16 protein-coding genes are annotated in these 17466 nt (G+C 45.4%); 7 read left to right on the forward strand and 9 right to left on the reverse strand.

Translation table 11 applies throughout. The annotated features are described in order from the left end of the window. The 5 genes from RYL88_RS05685 to RYL88_RS05705 all read right to left on the reverse strand — a co-directional run. Positions 1 to 1186: transglycosylase SLT domain-containing protein (locus RYL88_RS05685; protein ID WP_314989674.1), on the reverse strand; the 1186-nt coding region annotated here is incomplete at its 3' end. Positions 1187 to 1198: 12 nt separating this feature from the next. Beyond that, the gene (locus tag RYL88_RS05690; RefSeq protein ID WP_314989676.1) at positions 1199 to 1984 is read right to left on the reverse strand and encodes a TatD family hydrolase; all 786 of its coding nucleotides are present in this window, start codon (positions 1982 to 1984) and stop codon (positions 1199 to 1201) included. Further along, positions 1984 to 3237, reverse strand: coding sequence for a diguanylate cyclase (locus tag RYL88_RS05695; RefSeq protein ID WP_314989678.1), 1254 nt, complete (start codon positions 3235 to 3237; stop codon positions 1984 to 1986). Before RYL88_RS05695 ends, RYL88_RS05690 begins: the two co-directional genes overlap by 1 nt. 71 nt (positions 3238 to 3308) lie before the next feature. Continuing rightward, the gene (locus RYL88_RS05700; protein WP_314989679.1) at positions 3309 to 4832 is read right to left on the reverse strand and encodes an AAA family ATPase; all 1524 of its coding nucleotides are present in this window, start codon (positions 4830 to 4832) and stop codon (positions 3309 to 3311) included. Beyond that, the gene (locus tag RYL88_RS05705) at positions 4825 to 5718 is read right to left on the reverse strand and encodes an NAD(+) kinase (protein WP_314989681.1); all 894 of its coding nucleotides are present in this window, start codon (positions 5716 to 5718) and stop codon (positions 4825 to 4827) included. Before RYL88_RS05705 ends, RYL88_RS05700 begins: the two co-directional genes overlap by 8 nt. Positions 5719 to 5811: 93 nt before the next feature. Here RYL88_RS05705 and aspS point away from each other — a divergent pair, with 93 nt between their 5' ends. From aspS to RYL88_RS05740, 7 genes are all read left to right on the forward strand, one after another. Beyond that, a complete protein-coding gene (gene aspS, locus RYL88_RS05710) occupies positions 5812 to 7563 on the forward strand; it encodes an aspartate--tRNA ligase (RefSeq protein ID WP_314989683.1) in 1752 nt (583 codons plus the stop codon). Between the two features lie 182 nt (positions 7564 to 7745). Next, complete coding sequence (locus RYL88_RS05715) at positions 7746 to 7868, forward strand: hypothetical protein (protein ID WP_314989685.1); 123 nt, start codon at positions 7746 to 7748, stop codon at positions 7866 to 7868. Continuing rightward, positions 7865 to 8431 carry an adenylate kinase gene (locus RYL88_RS05720; protein ID WP_297967618.1) on the forward strand — a complete coding sequence of 189 codons (567 nt, stop codon included), beginning with the start codon at positions 7865 to 7867 and terminating at the stop codon, positions 8429 to 8431. The genes RYL88_RS05715 and RYL88_RS05720 overlap by 4 nt, the downstream gene beginning before the upstream one ends. 135 nt (positions 8432 to 8566) lie before the next feature. Continuing rightward, positions 8567 to 8956: a NirD/YgiW/YdeI family stress tolerance protein gene (locus RYL88_RS05725; protein WP_314989688.1), complete on the forward strand. Its 390-nt coding sequence runs from the start codon at positions 8567 to 8569 to the stop codon at positions 8954 to 8956. Between the two features lie 240 nt (positions 8957 to 9196). Next, complete coding sequence (ppa, locus tag RYL88_RS05730; RefSeq protein ID WP_314989690.1) at positions 9197 to 9715, forward strand: inorganic diphosphatase; 519 nt, start codon at positions 9197 to 9199, stop codon at positions 9713 to 9715. A gap of 77 nt (positions 9716 to 9792) precedes the next feature. After that, a complete protein-coding gene (locus RYL88_RS05735; protein WP_314989691.1) occupies positions 9793 to 10326 on the forward strand; it encodes a DUF937 domain-containing protein in 534 nt (177 codons plus the stop codon). Positions 10327 to 10996: 670 nt separating this feature from the next. Further along, complete coding sequence (locus tag RYL88_RS05740; protein ID WP_314989693.1) at positions 10997 to 12166, forward strand: alpha-hydroxy acid oxidase; 1170 nt, start codon at positions 10997 to 10999, stop codon at positions 12164 to 12166. Between the two features lie 114 nt (positions 12167 to 12280). On the opposite strand, the gene RYL88_RS05745 is transcribed toward RYL88_RS05740, so the two are convergent. The 4 genes from RYL88_RS05745 to RYL88_RS05760 form a co-directional block, all read right to left on the reverse strand. Beyond that, positions 12281 to 12421 carry a hypothetical protein gene (locus RYL88_RS05745; RefSeq protein ID WP_314989695.1) on the reverse strand — a complete coding sequence of 47 codons (141 nt, stop codon included), beginning with the start codon at positions 12419 to 12421 and terminating at the stop codon, positions 12281 to 12283. Positions 12422 to 12946: 525 nt separating this feature from the next. Next, positions 12947 to 15046: a bifunctional tRNA (5-methylaminomethyl-2-thiouridine)(34)-methyltransferase MnmD/FAD-dependent 5-carboxymethylaminomethyl-2-thiouridine(34) oxidoreductase MnmC gene (gene mnmC, locus RYL88_RS05750; protein WP_314989697.1), complete on the reverse strand. Its 2100-nt coding sequence runs from the start codon at positions 15044 to 15046 to the stop codon at positions 12947 to 12949. After that, on the reverse strand, positions 15043 to 16707 hold the full coding sequence (locus tag RYL88_RS05755; protein WP_314989699.1) for an N-acetylmuramoyl-L-alanine amidase: 1665 nt from the start codon (positions 16705 to 16707) through the stop codon (positions 15043 to 15045). The genes mnmC and RYL88_RS05755 overlap by 4 nt, the downstream gene beginning before the upstream one ends. Then, a partial coding sequence (locus tag RYL88_RS05760) for a nitronate monooxygenase family protein (RefSeq protein ID WP_314989701.1) occupies positions 16691 to 17466 on the reverse strand: 776 nt, incomplete at its 5' end. The genes RYL88_RS05760 and RYL88_RS05755, both read right to left, overlap by 17 nt.

Here is a 17466-nt window from a genome sequence, read left to right on the forward strand (position 1 = left end):
CTATAGAACCGTTTGAGCTCATTAGCGTATTAGCCTCTTTTAGATCTTCAAGCGCGACATCGAATTTTTGCGACACTTCGCCCAGAGTTTCCCCGCTTTTTACCATATATTCCGCCAAATAATTTACATTTTGTTCGCTAGGTATGACTAGTTTTTGATCAGGCTTAATTTCATTTGAAGCAAGGCCGTTGTATTCTTTTATAATTTTATGATTTACGCCCGTTTTATCGGCTATGGTTAGCAACGTATCGTTTTCTTTGACGGTATAAATTTCAAATTTTCTATTTTTTGCAGCCTCGAAATTATCGTTAAACATTTTCTTTTTATTAGACGGTATATATAGATAGTACGGCTTTTGCGTCGGAGGAGTATAGACGAATTTTAAATGCATATTGTTTTCTTTCATCTTTTTTAGACTAAGTCCTATGCTGTCGCCGACCTCCATCAGCGTAGTACCGCCCGGGACGCTTACCTTAGATAGCTCGGCATTTTTGACGGCATCTTGGGTCTTGGTTTTAGCCACCAGGCTTTCTTGTTCTTTGGCTATATGCGCGATGGTTAAAATTTTCTTTACGAATCTTTTCGTCTCTTTGGGGATATAACTTTTTTTATCGTCGAGTAAAACGGCTAGATCGTCGGTACCGGCCTTTTTTATTCCTTCCCTTAGCCTTGCGTCGCCGCAGTTATATGCCATCATCGCAAGATACCACTTGCCAAAGTCGTTTTTTAAGCTTTGTAGGTATTTAGTGGCCGCAGCAGTAGCCGCCATAGGGTCTTTTCGCTCGTCGGCATATTTATCGACTCTAAGGCCGTAAAGCCTAGCCGTAGACTCCATAAATTGCCAAATTCCGATAGCTTTCTTGCTAGATACTATATGGTTTGAAAAACCGGACTCCGTCATAGCAAGATATAAAAACGACTCTGGGATACCAGAATCTTCTATGATCTTTTGAAGCATCGGGATATGCTTATAACCATTTCTTATAGTATCGGCAAACTCTTTTCTTTTGCTATCTTTAATGGAATTTTTTATAGAAGCGTAGTGAGAGCTTTGTAAAAATTTAGCGTCTATGTCGAATTCTTTTAAGATCATCTTTTGGGTTTGCTCTGCGTCGCTACCGGTTGCGGACGCAAAAAGCCATCCCGCACAGGCTAGACACAGCATTATTACTCTAAAGATTTTCATTTTTCTCCTTGATTACGTGTTAAATTTCGTAAAAATTTTCTTCGCGTTTTTCGTAGTTATTTGCATTACCTCTTCTTCTTTTAAATTTAAAATCTCAGCCATCTTTGCCGCAACCAACCGCGTAAAAGCAGGCTCGTTTCTCTTGCATCTAAAGGGCTCCGGCGTCAGATACGGCGCATCGGTTTCAAGCAGCAGCCTATCTCGCGGAATTTGGGGCAAAATTTGAACCAAATTCTTTGCGTTTTTAAACGTCAAAACTCCGCCGATACCAAAATAAAATTCGCCCATTTTAGCAAGCTCTAAAAGCAACGGCGAAGCGTTATAGCAGTGTAAAACCGCAGCGACTAGCCTGCTTGCATACTCTTTTAAGATATTAAAACTATCTTCGTTTGCGTCTCTTATGTGCAAGATAACGGGCAAATTTAACTCTACGGCCATATCAAGCTGCGCTCTAAATACGCGCTTTTGTTCGGCTTTTTCCGCTTCTTTTTCGTTTTCGTCCTTAGGCAAGCGAAAATAATCAAGCCCGCACTCGCCCACGGCTATACACTTTTCGTCTCGCGCAAATTTACGCAGCGCCTCTTCGTCAAATCCCGCCTTCTCATACGGATGAACTCCGACGGCAAAAAATACATTTTCAAATTCGCGGGTTATTTTAGCCGCTTTTGGTAAATCATTAATATCAGCCCCAGGTATCAATACTCCGCCGATACCGTTTTTACGGGCATTTTCGATAACTTGCGCAAGGTCGCTTTCAAAGCTTTTGTCATCCAGATGACAATGCGTGTCTATTATCATCAGGCTATTTCCACCCTATTTCTACCGTTTTGCTTAGCTTTGTAAAGTGCCTCGTCGGCAAGCTCCAAAATCTCGTCGACGTTATAATCGCTTTTACCGAAAGTAACGCCTATGGAAACCGAAATTTTAACCGATTCGTTTTTAATATTTACCGGATTGGCTGCTATTGCGGCTCTTAATCCGACGAAAAATTTAACCGCGTCTTCTTGCGATACGTTTTTTAATAAAACGCAAAATTCTCCGCCGCCGAATCTAGCCGCTATATCGCTGCTTTTGGTGTCGTCGATTAATTTTTTAGCCAGCAGTTTTAAAATTTTATCGCCGCTATCTTGTCCGTATTTATCGTTGATATTTTTAAGCCCGTCTACGTCGATCACGGCTACTGCGTAAGGCATAGGATTTTCTTCCAAACTTGCCAAGTATCCTTGCATATCGTCGTAGAAATACCTTCTATTAAATAATCCGGTTAGAAAATCTTTATTGGCGAAATTTGCGATTTTATTGATATTTTCCATATTTTCTATAGTATTATTTACGCGACAAATAAGCTCTTCTTTTAAAAACGGCTTAGCGATAAAATCATTAGCTCCGTTTTTTAAAAATACCGCGCCGCTAACGTTTTCGTTCGCGCTAGTCATCATTATAACGCCTAGCTCGTTTTTATCTTTTTGTTCCCTTAGCTCTTTTAAAACCTCCAAACCGTCTTTTACTGGCATGCCGTAATCAGAAACCACGAGTTTTATATCGGGATTATCGGCAAAATAATTCATCGCCTCTTCGCCGTGAGCCGCCGTAAATACTTGAAACTGCAAATTTTGCAATATTTTTTTTACGTCGTTTCTGGTCTGCATTACGTCTTCTACTACCATGACTTTATACTGCTTGTTGTTTTTTAGCCTATCTATCATATGAAATATATAATTTACGTCGCTCATATTTCCCTTATAGACGTAGTCCACGATGTCCTTATCCATAAAAGTTTCTCTAGTCTTATCGTCCATACTGCCCGTTAAAACTATAATCGGCAGTCCCTTAGACGCTACGAAATCGACCACTTCGCCGTTTGGAGCATCGGGCAAATTTAAATCGAGCAAAGTTATAAAATAATCCTTAGCCTTCGTAAGAAACGCCTGAGCTTCTGCTAAGCTGTGAGCGACGTCCACTTGCATTTCGGTATTATCTTCCATCTTTTTAGCGATTAGCTTTGCTAAGGCTTTGTTGTCTTCTACTATTAAAATTTTACTTTTTTCCATAAATATCCATTTAAAAATTTTTGAGAATATACCATTACTTTTCTTTTTTCAACCTAAATTTTAAGCCAAGCTTAAACAACCAAAAGCTGGCGGGCGAAATTTATCGCTTCCTCAGTTATACGCTCGCCGCTTATCATACGAGCCAGCTCATTCACACGCTCCTCGTTTTTTAGCTCCCTTACGTTCGAGGTTTCGCCGCGCTTTTCGACTAGAAAATGCGAATCGGCCTTGGAGCTTAGCTGCGGCTGATGCGAGATAGCGAAAATTTGATAAAATTTGGCCAAGCTTAGCAGCACGTTTGCGATACTCATCGCCTCTTTTCCGCTTAGATTCGCGTCTATTTCATCTAGGATTATGACGCCCTCGCCGCCTCCGGTGATCTTACTTTCGCTTGCTATAAAAGCCAGCCTTAGACGGTTTAGCTCGCCTGAGCTTAGATTTTTTAGCGCCGTCTCGTTTAGGCTCAAATTTACTTCGTCCCTGCCGGCGGCGTCCAGGGTTTTACTATTTATCTTTAATGAAATCTCGCTCATATAAAGCTCTTTTAGAAACGAATTTATGAGCGCTTCAAGCTCCTTTAAATTTGCCGCGCGAGCCTGACTGATTTTATCCGCCAGCGCATTTACCGCGGCTTCATTTTGCTTAAATTTACGCTCCAGCTCGCTCTTTTCAAAACTTATATTTTCGTATCTTGCAAGCTCCGCTTTGCGCGTTTTTAGCGCCTGCAAAGCCTCCTCCTCGCCGCCGTAGCGACGCACGAGAGAGTTTATCGCCTCGATGCGGTCTAGCACGCCTTCGATATCTACGTCTTCTAGCTCGTCCATGTTTAGATTTTCGCGCGCTACTCGCAGCTCGTTCATCGCCTCCTCAAAGAAGCTGCTATCGATATCGCTGATGTTTAGCGCGTCCGTCACGGCCTGCTCGAAATTAAAAATTTGCTCCGCCCTATTCCATGCTTCTAAAATTTTATCCTTTTTGCTTAGGCGCTTTTTTAGCTCCATTAGCTCGTCAAATTCGCCGATTTTCGGGCTCACGCTTTCTATTTTATTGATTTCAAAAGAGGCAAATTCCTTTAGCTCCTCTACTCTTTTTTCTTCGTCGATTATTTTTTTTAGCTCGCGCGAGATCTGGCTAAATTCCTCAAATTTGAGCCTAAATTCGCTCAAAATTTCGTTAAATTTAGCGTCTTTTTTCGCCTGCAAGCTATCAAGCAAATTTAAAAATCTCTCGTTTTCAAATTCGTTTATTTCCTTTGCGGATAGGTATTTGACGTGCTCTTTGGCGATGCTGGCGAGATTTTTTTTAGAAACGGCTTGCGAATTTATAAAATAGCGCGTCGTTTTGTCGCGAAAAAGCTTAAAGGTATTTATCTCCTCGCTCTCAAGACCGAATTCCTCAAGGTTAAATTTATGCGAGACGTCGGCCTCTATCAGCTTCGCTTCGCTGTCTTTTAACCCCAAAACCGCCATTATCGAGCCCATCAGGACAGATTTGCCCGCGCCGCTAACGCCCGTAAATACGCTAAGTCCACGCCCGAAATTTAACTCGACGTTTTCAAAACTCAAATTTTGCTTTATCAAAATCCGCTCAATCATTATAACCCCAATGCAGCTTTTCTTTTAAAATTTGAAAATAATCTCTCCCGACGTGGCGGATTAGCCGCGCCGTGCTCGCGCTTAGCGTCATACTTACGCCCTCAAGCTCGCCCATCTTATACCTATCCTGTCCGTCGATAACGAGCACCGCCGCGCTTGCGGTTTTAAATTTGATCTCAAATCCGCGCGGAAGCACTACTGGACGTTGAGTTAGCGAGTGCGAACAAACGGGCGTAACCAAAAACACCTCGCTCAAAGGATAGGTTATCGCCCCGCCCGCGCTCATGTTGTATCCGGTTGATCCCACGGGCGTAGAGACGATGACGCCGTCGCCAAAATACGCGTTAAAATATTTTTCATTCCAAAAAGCCTCCACGTGCGTCATGGAACCTACCTTTTCGCCCACGATTACCGCGTCGTTAAATGCGATTTTGCGTAAAATTTCCCCGCTTTTTTTGTGCAAAAAAACGTCAAGCATAAAAGGGGTCTCGACCTCAAATTTGCCCTCGAAAAACTCGGCGAAAAATTTCTCGCATTCATTCATCGTGATATCGGTCAAAAATCCAAGCCTACCCGCATGAATGCCTAGCACGAAGGGCGAAATCTCGGCCGCGCTTCTACAAAGCGAGATGATCGTGCCGTCGCCTCCGAGTGAGATCAAAAAATCGCACTCCGTAGCCAGCTCGCGTACCTCAAATCCTTGCAAATTTGAGCCTTCTTTTAAATTTAGATGTTTAGCGAGCGCATTTTCAAACAAAATTTGAACGCCGTACCTAGCTAAAATCTCGCGTAAAATTCGCGCGTTTTTAACTAAATTTGCATTGATTTTTGCGACTAGACCGACTTTTTTTACCTTAGCCGGAAGTAATAAATTCTCTTTTTTCATAGAGCGGATTTTATCACATTTTGTTTTAAAAAAGCTGGGAAAAAGCAAATTTCTAGTATAATGGGCGAGTTAAAAACAGCAAAAGGAGTGAAAATGCGTAGCCATTACTGCACTGATTTAAGCAGTGCCGACATAGGCAAAGAAGTTACGCTTTGCGGTTGGGTAAATACCTACCGCGACCACGGCGGCGTTATATTTTTGGACCTGCGCGATCGCACGGGACTGATCCAGATCGTCTGCGATCCGGCAGATAGCAAGAGCTCTCACGAGGCCGCGTCGCACGTTCGCGACGAGTACGTTCTAAGGATAAAAGGCAAGGTCCGCGCTCGCGGCGAAGGCCTAGTAAATCCGCGCCTAAAAACGGGCGAGATCGAAGTAGTCGCAAACGAAGTGATAGTAGAAAACCCAAGCGAGACGCTACCTTTCGTCATCGGCGACGAGAGCGTAAACGAGGACATCAGACTAAAATATAGATTTTTAGACCTTAGAAACGAGAAACTTCAAAATATCTTTAAAATGCGCTCAAAAGCGGCTATCGCAGCTAGAAACAGCCTAGATAAAATGGGCTTTATCGAGTTTGAAACGCCGATTTTAACGCGCGCGACGCCGGAAGGCGCCAGAGACTATCTAGTGCCTAGCCGCGTATATCCGGGCCAGTTTTACGCTCTGCCGCAAAGCCCGCAGCTTTTTAAACAGCTTTTGATGTGCTCGGGCTTTGATAAATATTTCCAGATCGCAAAATGCTTCCGCGACGAGGACTTGCGCGCGGATAGACAGCCTGAATTTACGCAGATAGATATCGAGATGAGCTTTATCGAGCAAGAAGATATCCTAAATATGGCTGAAAATATGCTAAAAGACGTCTTTGCCGCATGCGGATACGATATCCAAATCCCTTTCCGCCGCATGAGCTACAAAGAGGCGACCGAGAGCTACGGCAGCGATAAGCCCGATCTGCGCTACGATCTAAAGATGATCGATGTTATCGACATTTTCGCGCGCTCTAGCAATGAAATATTTAGCAAGATCGCGAGCGAGCCTAAGAAAAACCGCGTCAAAGCGCTAAAAGTGCCAAACGGCGATAATATCTTTAGTAAGCGCGAGATGAACAGATTTGAGGAATTCGTCCGCAAATTCGGCGCTCAGGGCCTTGGCTACTTCCAGATGAAAGAGGACGGGCTAAAAGGACCGCTTTGCAAATTTTTCGAGCAAAGCGACCTTGACGAGATCGTAGAGCGCTGCGAGCTAAAAGTCGGCGACGTCGTATTTTTCGGCGCCGGCAAGAAAAAAGTCGTACTTGACTACATGGGGCGATTTAGGATTTTCCTCGCCGAGCAAATGGGCATCATCGACCAAAACAAAATGGAGTTTTTATGGGTGCTTGACTTCCCGATGTTTGAGCAAAACGACGACGGCAGCTACTCAGCCATGCACCATCCGTTTACCATGCCTAAAAACATCGACGAGCCGGATCTCGAGGACATCCTATCGGTCGCTCACGACGTCGTGCTTAACGGCTATGAGCTTGGCGGCGGCAGCGTGAGGATACACAAAAACGACGTTCAGCAAAAGGTATTTAAGCTACTTGGTATCGACGAGGCCGAGCAACGCGAGAAATTCGGCTTTTTGCTCGACGCGTTAAGTTTCGGCGCGCCTCCTCACGGCGGTATCGCGATCGGCTTTGACAGGCTAAATATGCTAGTAAATAAAACTAGCTCGATCCGCGACGTCATCGCCTTCCCTAAAACCCAGCGCGCTCAGTGCCCGCTAACTAAGGCGCCTAGCGAAGCTAGCGGCGAGCAGCTGAGGGAGTTGGGGCTAAGGCTGCGAGAAAAAGAAAAATAAACTATAAAGCGTCGTCTCGTGAGCGCTTTTTGTAGAGCTAGTAAAATTTCGGCTCGATGAACTATACGTTCTATCTACGCCAAAATTTTACGTCGCAACTCCAAAAATCATCTCACGATACTTCCGCTACAAATTTATTTAATTTTATTTTTTATTTTAAAGAAAAAGCGAAGTATCTTGCGATGAATTTAAATGTTGCGAAGAAATTTTCGACCGAAGATAGAACATATAGTTCATCGAGGGAGGAAATTTCTAGCTCATTTAAAAACGCTCAAGAGACAAGCCGCAAAGAAAGGGAAAAATGAAAAATTTGTTTTTAATCATCGGCGCTCCGGGTTCGGGCAAAACCACCGACGCATCGCTAATTGCTCAAGAAGATGCTAAATTTGCGCACTTCTCCACAGGCGACCTGCTTCGTGCAGAGGTTGCTAGCGGCTCAGAGCTTGGCAAACTAATCGACGGCTTTATCTCAAAGGGAAACCTAGTCCCCCTTGATGTGGTCGTAAACGCGATCGTCTCGGCAATCAAAAGCTCGGACAAATCAAACGTCATCATCGACGGTTACCCGCGCAGCGTCGAGCAGATGACCGAGCTAGACAAAGTGCTAGCCGCGCAAAACGATATCGCATTAAAAGGCGTGATCGAAGTGGACGTTAGCGAAGCCGTCGCACGCGAGAGAGTGCTCGGACGAGCGCGCGGAGCCGACGACAACAACGAGGTTTTCAACAACCGCATGAAGGTTTATCTAGAGCCGATCGAGGCGATACGTAAATTTTACAAAGAAAAAGGCCTGCTCCACGTCGTAAACGGCGAGCGCGCTATCGAGCCTATCGTAGCCGACGTCAAGGCTCTCGTAAATAGCCTGTAAACATTATTTTAGAGCCTCAAGCTAGGCTCTAAATTTAAGCTTTCCATAAATCCAAATTAACAAAAAATTCACGAAGTATCATTAAAATCCGCTCTATGATTTCACGAAAATCACATCAAATTTAAAGGATGCGTAATGTTTAAAAAGATAGTTTTATCAGCGGCTCTTGCAAGCGCTATGTTTGCGGCGGGCGGATTTACGGGCTCTAGCTCAAATGCGCAAGGCGCGACAAATCAAGGCGGCTTCGTCGGCAAGGGCGCCATGAGCGCAAGTACGGTAAAACAAGCCCTAGCCCTACCGGATGACGCTCGCGTCGTGCTTGAGGGCAAGATCGTCTCCGAGTTTCGCCCTGAGCACTACCAGTTCGTCGATAAAAACGGCGATACGATCGAAGTCGAGATCGATCACAAAGACTGGAGAGGCGTAACTGTCGATGAAAACACGCCCGTGCGTATCTACGGCGAGGTCGATAAGGACTTTACTAAAACCTCTATCGACGTAAAAAGTATCGAAATAATCAAATAATTTTAGGGCGGTTTGCCGCCTTAAATTTCCTTCCAAATTTAGCCATCCAAAGTCTTCCTTGCGGTAGCGCATTTTACGTTCTAATTTTAAATTTACCGCCGTAAGCCCGTCAAATTTTAGCTCGCAAAAGCTCTCGTTTTACTCCAAATTTAGCCGAGATTTTATATAATCGCTTACTTAAATTTCAAGGCAATTATCTCAAAATCTTTTGGCGAGATAGGAGCTTTATAAAGGATTAAAATGGACGTTTCAAAAATCAAAGCAGGCTCAAACCCGGACAAAATCAACGCCGTGATCGAGATCCCGTACGGCTCGAACATAAAATACGAAATCGACAAAAATAGCGGCGCGGTCGTAGTCGATCGCGTGCTCTACTCGGCGATGTTCTACCCGGCAAACTACGGCTTCGTGCCAAACACTCTCGCAGCAGACGGCGATCCTGCCGATATCTTGGTGCTAAACGAATATCCGCTGCAAGCAGGCAGTGTGATCCCGTGCCGCCTGATCGGCGTACTCGTGATGGAGGACGAAGCAGGCATGGACGAGAAGCTACTAGCCGTACCGGTCACCAAGATCGACCCGAGATTTGACGGGATCAAGAGCTACAAAGACCTGCCTGAGGCCACTCTAAATAAGATCAAAAATTTCTTTGAAACTTATAAAATTTTAGAGCCTAACAAATGGGTCAAGGTTAAAGAATTTAAAGATGCAAACGCCGCAAAGGAGATCCTGGACGCGGCGATCAAAAACTACAAATAAGCCCCCTCGGCTTGTCGGCTGCCGCCTCGTTAAACCCAAACAAGCGGCGGTAAAAATTTAATCAAAAAAGGATAAAAATGGATATACTAAAGTTGCTTTTGGGCAACTCCAGCGGTATATTAGATGCGATGTCGCAAAAAAGTGGACTGGGCACAAACGACGTAGAGGCCGTGATTTCTAAGGTCGCGCCGATTTTCATGCAAAGAGCCAACGAGAATTTTAAATCTGACGCCGATTCGTCAAATTTCCTCGAGATGATCCGCCGCTCAAACCTTGACGAGATGACTGGCACCCCGCAAAACATCAGCGTCGCCGAAGGTAACGAGCTGCTAGGCGTACTAACGGGCTCGAAAGAAAACAGCAGGGCTCTAGCTAGCGACGTAGGCTCGCAGCTAGGCATCAGCGCAGACTCCATCAAGACTCTGCTACCGATGATCGCGCCGATGATCGCGGGCATGCTAAACAATCAGCTCAAAGCATCAAATTTGCAAGACTCCGCGGACAACGGCTCCATGATGTCAATGCTTACGCAGTTTTTGGATCAGAACAAAGACGGCTCGATCGTAGATGATATCTTTAGGATCGCAGGCGACTTTTTCGGTAAAAAATAGACTTTAACTCCTTAAGGCCTTTGCTAAAATAATAAAGCAGCAAAGGCCTTGATTAAATCTTATTCGCAAATCTAAATTTTTCTTGCGTAAATTTGATCCCCATCCGCACAAAACCCATTTGCTACCGCCGATTATCCGCCTTATTTATGCCGATGATTTATTTTGAAAGATAAGCCTCAAAAACCGTAACAGCCTACGGCCTGCGCGAGTTAGCAACCCGGAATACGAAACCAATACTCGTCACTACGCTTTAAACCCCGCAAAATTTGTTTTTACGATTTTTATGAGAAAAATTTCTCTTTTTTGCTGATTTATCTTTAAAATGCGTCTTAGCGGGCTTAAATTTAGTTCTAAAATCTTAAATTTGATTTGCTTTATTATAATGTAAATCTAGTTTGATTATTTAAGCATTATTTCATTAAAGTCAAATTTAAACCTGAAATTTGTTTCTATTTTACACATTATAAAAGCAAAAAATGCCTACGCTCCGCGGCGTATCCATGATGCCAAAAAGAGTAACCAAGCGAAACAACGATAAATTTTTCGCCTAAAAGCGCTATTTAAAGCTCAAATTTTCTTTATTTAAAACATTAGACGATAACTTTTATCGCTTAAAAAGAGGCGATGAGAGATAATTACTCCGATTTAAATTTCTCACAAAGGATAAAAAATGAAAGACTTAACTTTGATGACCAATATCGAAGACCTAAGGCAAGTATGCTACCGCAACGTGCCTAAAATGTTTTATGAGTACGTAGACACGGGATCTTGGACGCAGACCACGTACCGCGAAAACCGCACGGACTTCGAGCCGATAAAATTTAAACAAAAAATCCTAGTAGATATGGCAAATCGCAGCCTAGAGACCCAGCTGCTAGGCAAAAAGGTAAAATTTCCGGCTATGACCGCGCCGGTGGGTTTTATGGGTATGATGTGGGCGGATGGCGAGATACATATGGCGCGCGCCGCTCAAAAATTCGGCATACCTTTTACGCTCTCTACTATGTCGATCTGCTCGATCGAAGACCTAGTCGAAGCCGGAATCGAACCGTTTTGGTTTCAGCTTTACGTTATGCGCGATAGAGAGTTTATGAAAGACCTAATCCGCAGGGCAAAAGCCGCAAAATGCTCCGCTCTCGTCATCACGGTCGATCTGCAAGTGCTGGGAAATCGCCACCGCGATATCAAAAACGGTCTATCTACGCCGCCTAAATTTACGATACCAAATCTCATAAATCTAAGCACGAAAATCCCGTGGGGACTAAGGTATCTAAAAAACAGACGCTGGACGTTTAGAAATATCGCCGGCCACGCAAAAAACGTAAGCGATCTAAGCTCGCTAAGCTCATGGACTAAAGAGCAGTTTGATCCGAGCTTGCAGTGGAGCGACATCGAGGAGATCAAAAATCTCTGGGGCGGTAAGATAATTTTAAAAGGCATTATGTTGCCCGAAGACGCGCAACTAGCCGTCAAGCACGGCGCAGACGCCATCATAGTATCAAACCACGGCGGACGTCAGATGGACGGCACTCTCTCCTCGGTCAAGGCACTACCCGATATCGTCGCAGCCGTCGGCGACAAAACCGAGGTGTGGATAGATAGCGGATTTTACACCGGCCAAGATATGCTAAAAGCGTGGGCTATGGGCGCAAAAGGCGTGATGCTAGGACGCGCGCCTGTTTACGGACTTGGCGCATACGGCGAGGAAGGCGTTACGCGAGCGCTGCAAATTTTATACGACGAGATGGATACGACGATGGCTTTTGCAGGACATAGGGATATCAAAGACGTAACAAGCGACATCTTGATCCCAGGCACCTACCCTACGCCAAGCGTTTAGGCGAGTTAGGCGGATTTAGTCGGCATGCGGCTGCACTAATCCGCCTTTATCTTATTTTAAACTTAAATTTAGGCGCTTGGACAAATTTATACCTGATTTACCCAAGCGCCCAGCCTAGAGCAAATTTAACGCAGTCTCGCCGCATAAACTAAAGGCGGCACAAAATCTTAAATTTATCCTACCGCCCGCAAACTGCGTCACCTTTTTGCTTAACGTAAAATCTCTTAAAATCTTGTAGCAACTAGCTTGACCCATCTTGGTTTAAAATCCTAAAATAACGGCATTTTTGGATTTTATCTCTATAAAATTTACGAAATAAAGCAAAATTTGCCGACTCAAAAGATGATTTTATCAGCTTCTCTCGTTTTTGCCTTAAATTTAATCCGCCCGGTCTTAGCAAAAGCTAGCGCGGTTTGAGCTGCTTAAAAAATCTCTCGTCAAATCACGCAGTCAGGCTTTGTCGGTTTTTGATTTATATTAGCCTAGTTTACGGGCGTATTTTTCCGTTTTGCGGATATATCTTTTAGCCTTGGCGCCTGAACTTTAAGCTTTAGCCGCTAAATTTAGCACAGTCCGCAAAAAGGCCGTTTGCGCGCGCTCTTGGCCGAGCTTTTTAATTGCGCCAAATTTGACACGCCGTTTTGCAAAGCAAGACTATTTGCTAAATTTATACCGCTTGGCAATCCTAACGATTTTTGCTAAATTTAAGTTGTCGCAACGTCAAATTTATAAACGACCGAGGCAATAATCTAAATTAAAATCTTGATGCGCAAAAACGGTTTATTTCAGCCCTTTTTTAAGTTTCCTAACGAGAAATCTCGCCAAATGCAGCTCGTCGAAAAGCGATTTTTCGATACAAAGCGGACGGTCAAAAATAAGATCGCAGATAACCTCGGCGCCAAGCACGGCCGTACAAAGCCCGCGCGAGCCGTGAGCGGTGCTTACGTATACGTTTGGCACGTATTTGGGATGCGGATTGGACTTGCATTTCGTCCAAAGCAGCGATTTATAACTGTCTTTGTAAAAATCCTCGTCGTAAAGTCGCCCGATGAGCACAAAGCGGTCGCCGCTATAGCTGCGGTAGCCGACTTTTGAGCCGATTATTCGGATGTTTTGCGGTATTTTAGCCGCGATGTTTGAGTTGTTTATAGGTACAGTCAAATTTAACGCATCTTGCGCCTGTGTGGGGTTGCCCGCTGTTTTAGCGCACAAATCCGTATTTTTACTCAAATTTATATCATTCCTACTCGCTTCTAAACGATTTAAATTTTCAGCGGCGCCGTCTCGGCCAATAGTCAAATTTAAATCCTGCTCGCCGCTTAAATTTAACCGCTCGCTTTTCGTAAATTTACCGTCCAAAAACTCGGCGACGTCGGCTAAATTTTTCTCGTCATCGCTAGGACGCGACTCGTCTAAAAAAAGATTTCTATCGTATGTCGCGCCGATCACCTGCACGCCATCTGCAGGCGGGCAAACGTAGCCTTTTGCGCTAAAAGGCGCAGAGGTCCAGACGGCGGGCGCGATATGCGTAACCTGGCCGCGCACGGAGCTAAGCCTGATGTCGTAGTCCGCAAAGAGTTCCATACTCTCGCTGCCGATAGCAAGCACGAGCACGTCGGCGTCGATGCTTCGTCCGTCCTTAAAGTGCGCCCTAACCGCGCCGCTCTCAAGCGTCTCAAAGCCCGTAAATTCGCAGTTTAAAAGCGTTTTTATGCCTGCGCTTGCAGCCTTGCACATCTTTCTAGGGCGAGCTTTTGCGCCGCTAAAGATAAATGCGCTAGCGTAGGGCTCGCTATCGAATTTTAGCTCAAAAACGCCGTTATCCGCGTCAAATTCGCGCCACTCGTAAAAGCGCTCCAGCGTCTTTTGCTCGTACGCGTAGTCCGTCGCGCCGCAAAACTCTATCTCATCAGCGCCGAGGTTTTGACCGTAAAAGCGCGCCGCCTGCAAAAATGCGTTCATATGCATACGGCCTAAATTTACGGTCGGTTTCGTGATAAGCGGCATCAAAATCCCGCAGTGATTCCCAGAGCCGTTTAGCGCGATGTCGCCGCGCTTTTCGGCGATCGTGACGTCTAGGCCGCGCTCGCGCAACTTAAACGCACAAACGCAGCCCGCCACTCCGCCGCCGATCACTAGCGCCGTCCTTGGAGTAATCGTGGCAGCGGGGTCAAATCTACTAAACCAAATTTCGCTCCTAGCTTGCCGCTCGCCCACAAATTTGGCACGTAGCATCTCGCGCTTTTTGCCGTAGCCTTTTAGCAAATTTACCTCAAAGCCGCTATTTTGCAGGGCTCTTTTTAGCGCGCCCGAGGCCGAATACGTGCAAACGCTAGCGCTGGGAGCGCATAAATTTGCTATTTTAGCGCAAACCCGCTCGCTCCACATGGCTTCGTTTTTAGCGGGAGCAAAGCCATCCATAAAAACGGCGTCCGCGATAAAGCTAAGTTCGTCCAAAACCCCGTCCACGTCGCCAAAGCACAATGTAAGCGTGACATTTGGAGCTAAATTTAATCTATGAAATCCGCGAATAAGAGGCGGATAGGCACCCAAAAGCTCGCCCGAAACGTCCGCTAGCTCGCTAAAATTCGCGTAAATTTTAGCTAGATCGTCTCTAGCGATAGGCGTTTTTTCGGCACTTACGAAATTTAAAAATTTATCAGAGTTTTTAAATCTTTTAAAAGCACAGAGGAAATTTAACCCTGCGCCAAATCCCGTCTCAAGCACGTTGAATTCGCTCTTTTTGCCCCAAATTTCATCAAAAACGGAGTTAAAAACATACTCGCTCTGACCTATGGGATCATCTGCGTTAAAGTAAATGTCGTCAAATTCGGGACTAAACGGGACGGCGCCTCTAAAAACGACTCGCGCGCTTTTCATCGTTGGTTTGAAAAATAGACGTCTACGCCGTCTGCAAGCCCATTGGCTAGGGCGTCTTGGTATTTTGAGTTGTTTATTAGCTCGCCCTCGCTAGGATGCGTGATGTAGCCGACCTCGACTAGGACCGCTGGCATCAAAGCGCCTACTAACACCCAAAACGGAGCCTCGCGCACGCCGCCGTCGGCGGTCTTTGGTCTCACGGTTTTAGCCTGCGCCAAAACTTCGCGCTGAACGTCGATGGCGAGCTTGTTTGAGGCGATGATTTTCTCGCGATTAAGGAAATTTAAAAATGTCTGCTTAGAAAAATAGTTCATCTCGTCGACGTCTGATTTATTTTCGAGCGCGGCGGCGTTTTTGCTACGCTCGGAGCGAGCCGGCGAGAGAAAAAAAGTCTCGATACCACGCATAGATGTGGCCTTTGCCTTGGTCGGGGCGGCGTTTGCGTGGATGGAGATGAAAAGATCCGCAGCCTTGTCGTTGGCGTATTTCGTGCGGTCGCGAAGGTTGATAAATTTATCCTTGCTGCGTGTGTAATAAACCTTGTAGCCGCGTCCTTGCAGCTCTTTGCCCGCCTTTTGCGCGATACTTAGCACGATATTTTTTTCTTTGAGCTGGCCGTTTACGGCGCCGGGGTCGTCGCCGCCGTGCCCTGCATCAAGGACAATAACTTTGCCTTTAGCGCTTGTAATTGTTTTAGTACTTGCCGTTTTTGCCAAAGGAACGGATGTCTCCTCCTCGGTTTTAGCTTTTGGAGCGATTTTTTGTTCGTTTTGGGCGGATTTAGCGGCTTGCTCGGCTTTGCTTTGCTGATTTTTAGGCTGAATTTTTTCGTTTTGTTTTGGTTCTATTTGAGCTTTTTGAGGCTCTTTTAAATTTTCCTTGCTTTTGCTTTCCGGCGTTTTAACGCTTAAAGAGTCCGAATTTTGAGCGGTTGCTTTTGAAAATATAACGGATTGATTTTGGACGCGTAGCTTTAAATTATGCTTAAATTTATCGATGAACACCACCCTAACGGTATTTGCGTCAAACTGGCTAATGCGAATCTCGTCGACTAGATAATTTTTGATCCTCTGCGGTTTACCCCCGCTCCAAATGCCCTTAAATTCATATATGCTTTTATATGAACCTTTTTGATTTAGATCGGTCTTTTTTACGTCGCCGCCATCTAAAGGACGGCTAAATTTTAGCTCCAGCTTACCGCCCGTATCTGCCGCCTCTAGCAGATATAGCGTCTGCGTCTTTACGCTTTGCGCGTTTTTGCTAGATAGCGGAGCGGATGAAAGCTGTTTTAACTTAACCGGTTCTTTTTGCTCCGGCTCTTTTGCTTTGGTTTCTTTAGCGGGTTTGGACTCTTGTTTAGGGCTAGCGCTCTTTGGCTGCGGTATGCCGGCTAGCTCTTTTTCGTACGACTTGCTATCAAGCCCTAACGTTTTGGAGCTTTTTATCAGCCTTTTGAGGCTTTCGGCTCTTAAATTTACGTTATTTTCCATTATGGATTTTACGTAAAGCGTCCTTAGTTCTTGGTGCATGGCGATTTTATCTTTATTGCTTGCGCTAGCGAAATTTTTATCGAATTTATCTAGGCTCGATAAAGCGCTAGCACAAACCGCGCCGGTAAGAAAGAATAAAAATATTAAAAATATTTTAACTATCTTCGCCATTTATCAGTTTTTCAAATAGCTCTTTTACGCTTATGATCTCGTTTAGCCTGTATCCGTTGGCGCCGGTGAAAAACAGTCCCGTGTCCTTTCGCCCCGCAAATGCGTCGTAAAGACGGTCTGCGATACAGTAGCCCACTTCTTTAGCTTCCTTGCCGCGCTGGCACGGACTTACGCAGTTACTTACGCAGCTGATTTTGGGCCCCTGGCGTTTATCCACTAAATTTAGCAAATTCGTCCTGACGCCGCGAGCCGGGTAGCCTACGGGGCTTTTGATTAGCTCGATGTCCTCTTTTTTGCAGTTTAAAAGTACTTGCTTAAATTCCTCCGAGGCGTCGCACTCGTAAGTGCCGATAAAGCGAGTGCCCATCTGTACGCCGTTTGCGCCTAGGCTAATCGCCCTATCGATGTCGCTTTTATCCCAGATACCGCCTGCGGCAAATAGCGGGATATCCCCCCACTCTTTGATCTCGGCCGCTACTTGCGGGATTAAATTTTCTAGGCTATACGCGGGATCTAGGCACTGCTCGTAGGCAAAGCCCTGATGACCGCCGCTAAGAGGCCCTTCAAGCACCACCGCGTCAGGAAGCCTGCCGTAGCGTCCCTGCCAGCGTTTGCAGATGATTTTTAGCGCCTTTGCCGAAGATACGATAGGCACCAAAGCGACATCGGGGAAACCGACCGTAAATTCGGGCAAATTCGTAGGCAAGCCAGCACCCGTGATGATCACGTTTATGCCGTGGTCGCAGGCGTCTTTTACGA

It is taken from the genome of uncultured Campylobacter sp. (assembly GCF_963517995.1).
In the GTDB taxonomy this organism is placed as follows: domain Bacteria; phylum Campylobacterota; class Campylobacteria; order Campylobacterales; family Campylobacteraceae; genus Campylobacter_A.

Bases quoted from the DNA above. Each gene is read 5' to 3' on its own strand.
- RYL88_RS05690 (WP_314989676.1), bottom strand. From the start codon at position 1,984: ATGATAATAGACACGCATTGTCATCTGGATGACAAAAGCTTTGAAAGC.
- RYL88_RS05695 (WP_314989678.1), bottom strand. From the start codon at position 3,237: ATGGAAAAAAGTAAAATTTTAATAGTAGAAGACAACAAAGCCTTAGCA.
- RYL88_RS05700 (WP_314989679.1), bottom strand. From the start codon at position 4,832: ATGATTGAGCGGATTTTGATAAAGCAAAATTTGAGTTTTGAAAACGTC.
- RYL88_RS05705 (WP_314989681.1), bottom strand. From the start codon at position 5,718: ATGAAAAAAGAGAATTTATTACTTCCGGCTAAGGTAAAAAAAGTCGGT.
- aspS (WP_314989683.1), top strand. From the start codon at position 5,812: ATGCGTAGCCATTACTGCACTGATTTAAGCAGTGCCGACATAGGCAAA.
- RYL88_RS05715 (WP_314989685.1), top strand. From the start codon at position 7,746: ATGAATTTAAATGTTGCGAAGAAATTTTCGACCGAAGATAGAACATAT.
- RYL88_RS05720 (WP_297967618.1), top strand. From the start codon at position 7,865: ATGAAAAATTTGTTTTTAATCATCGGCGCTCCGGGTTCGGGCAAAACC.
- RYL88_RS05725 (WP_314989688.1), top strand. From the start codon at position 8,567: ATGTTTAAAAAGATAGTTTTATCAGCGGCTCTTGCAAGCGCTATGTTT.
- ppa (WP_314989690.1), top strand. From the start codon at position 9,197: ATGGACGTTTCAAAAATCAAAGCAGGCTCAAACCCGGACAAAATCAAC.
- RYL88_RS05735 (WP_314989691.1), top strand. From the start codon at position 9,793: ATGGATATACTAAAGTTGCTTTTGGGCAACTCCAGCGGTATATTAGAT.
- RYL88_RS05740 (WP_314989693.1), top strand. From the start codon at position 10,997: ATGAAAGACTTAACTTTGATGACCAATATCGAAGACCTAAGGCAAGTA.
- RYL88_RS05745 (WP_314989695.1), bottom strand. From the start codon at position 12,421: ATGGGTCAAGCTAGTTGCTACAAGATTTTAAGAGATTTTACGTTAAGC.
- mnmC (WP_314989697.1), bottom strand. From the start codon at position 15,046: ATGAAAAGCGCGCGAGTCGTTTTTAGAGGCGCCGTCCCGTTTAGTCCC.
- RYL88_RS05755 (WP_314989699.1), bottom strand. From the start codon at position 16,707: ATGGCGAAGATAGTTAAAATATTTTTAATATTTTTATTCTTTCTTACC.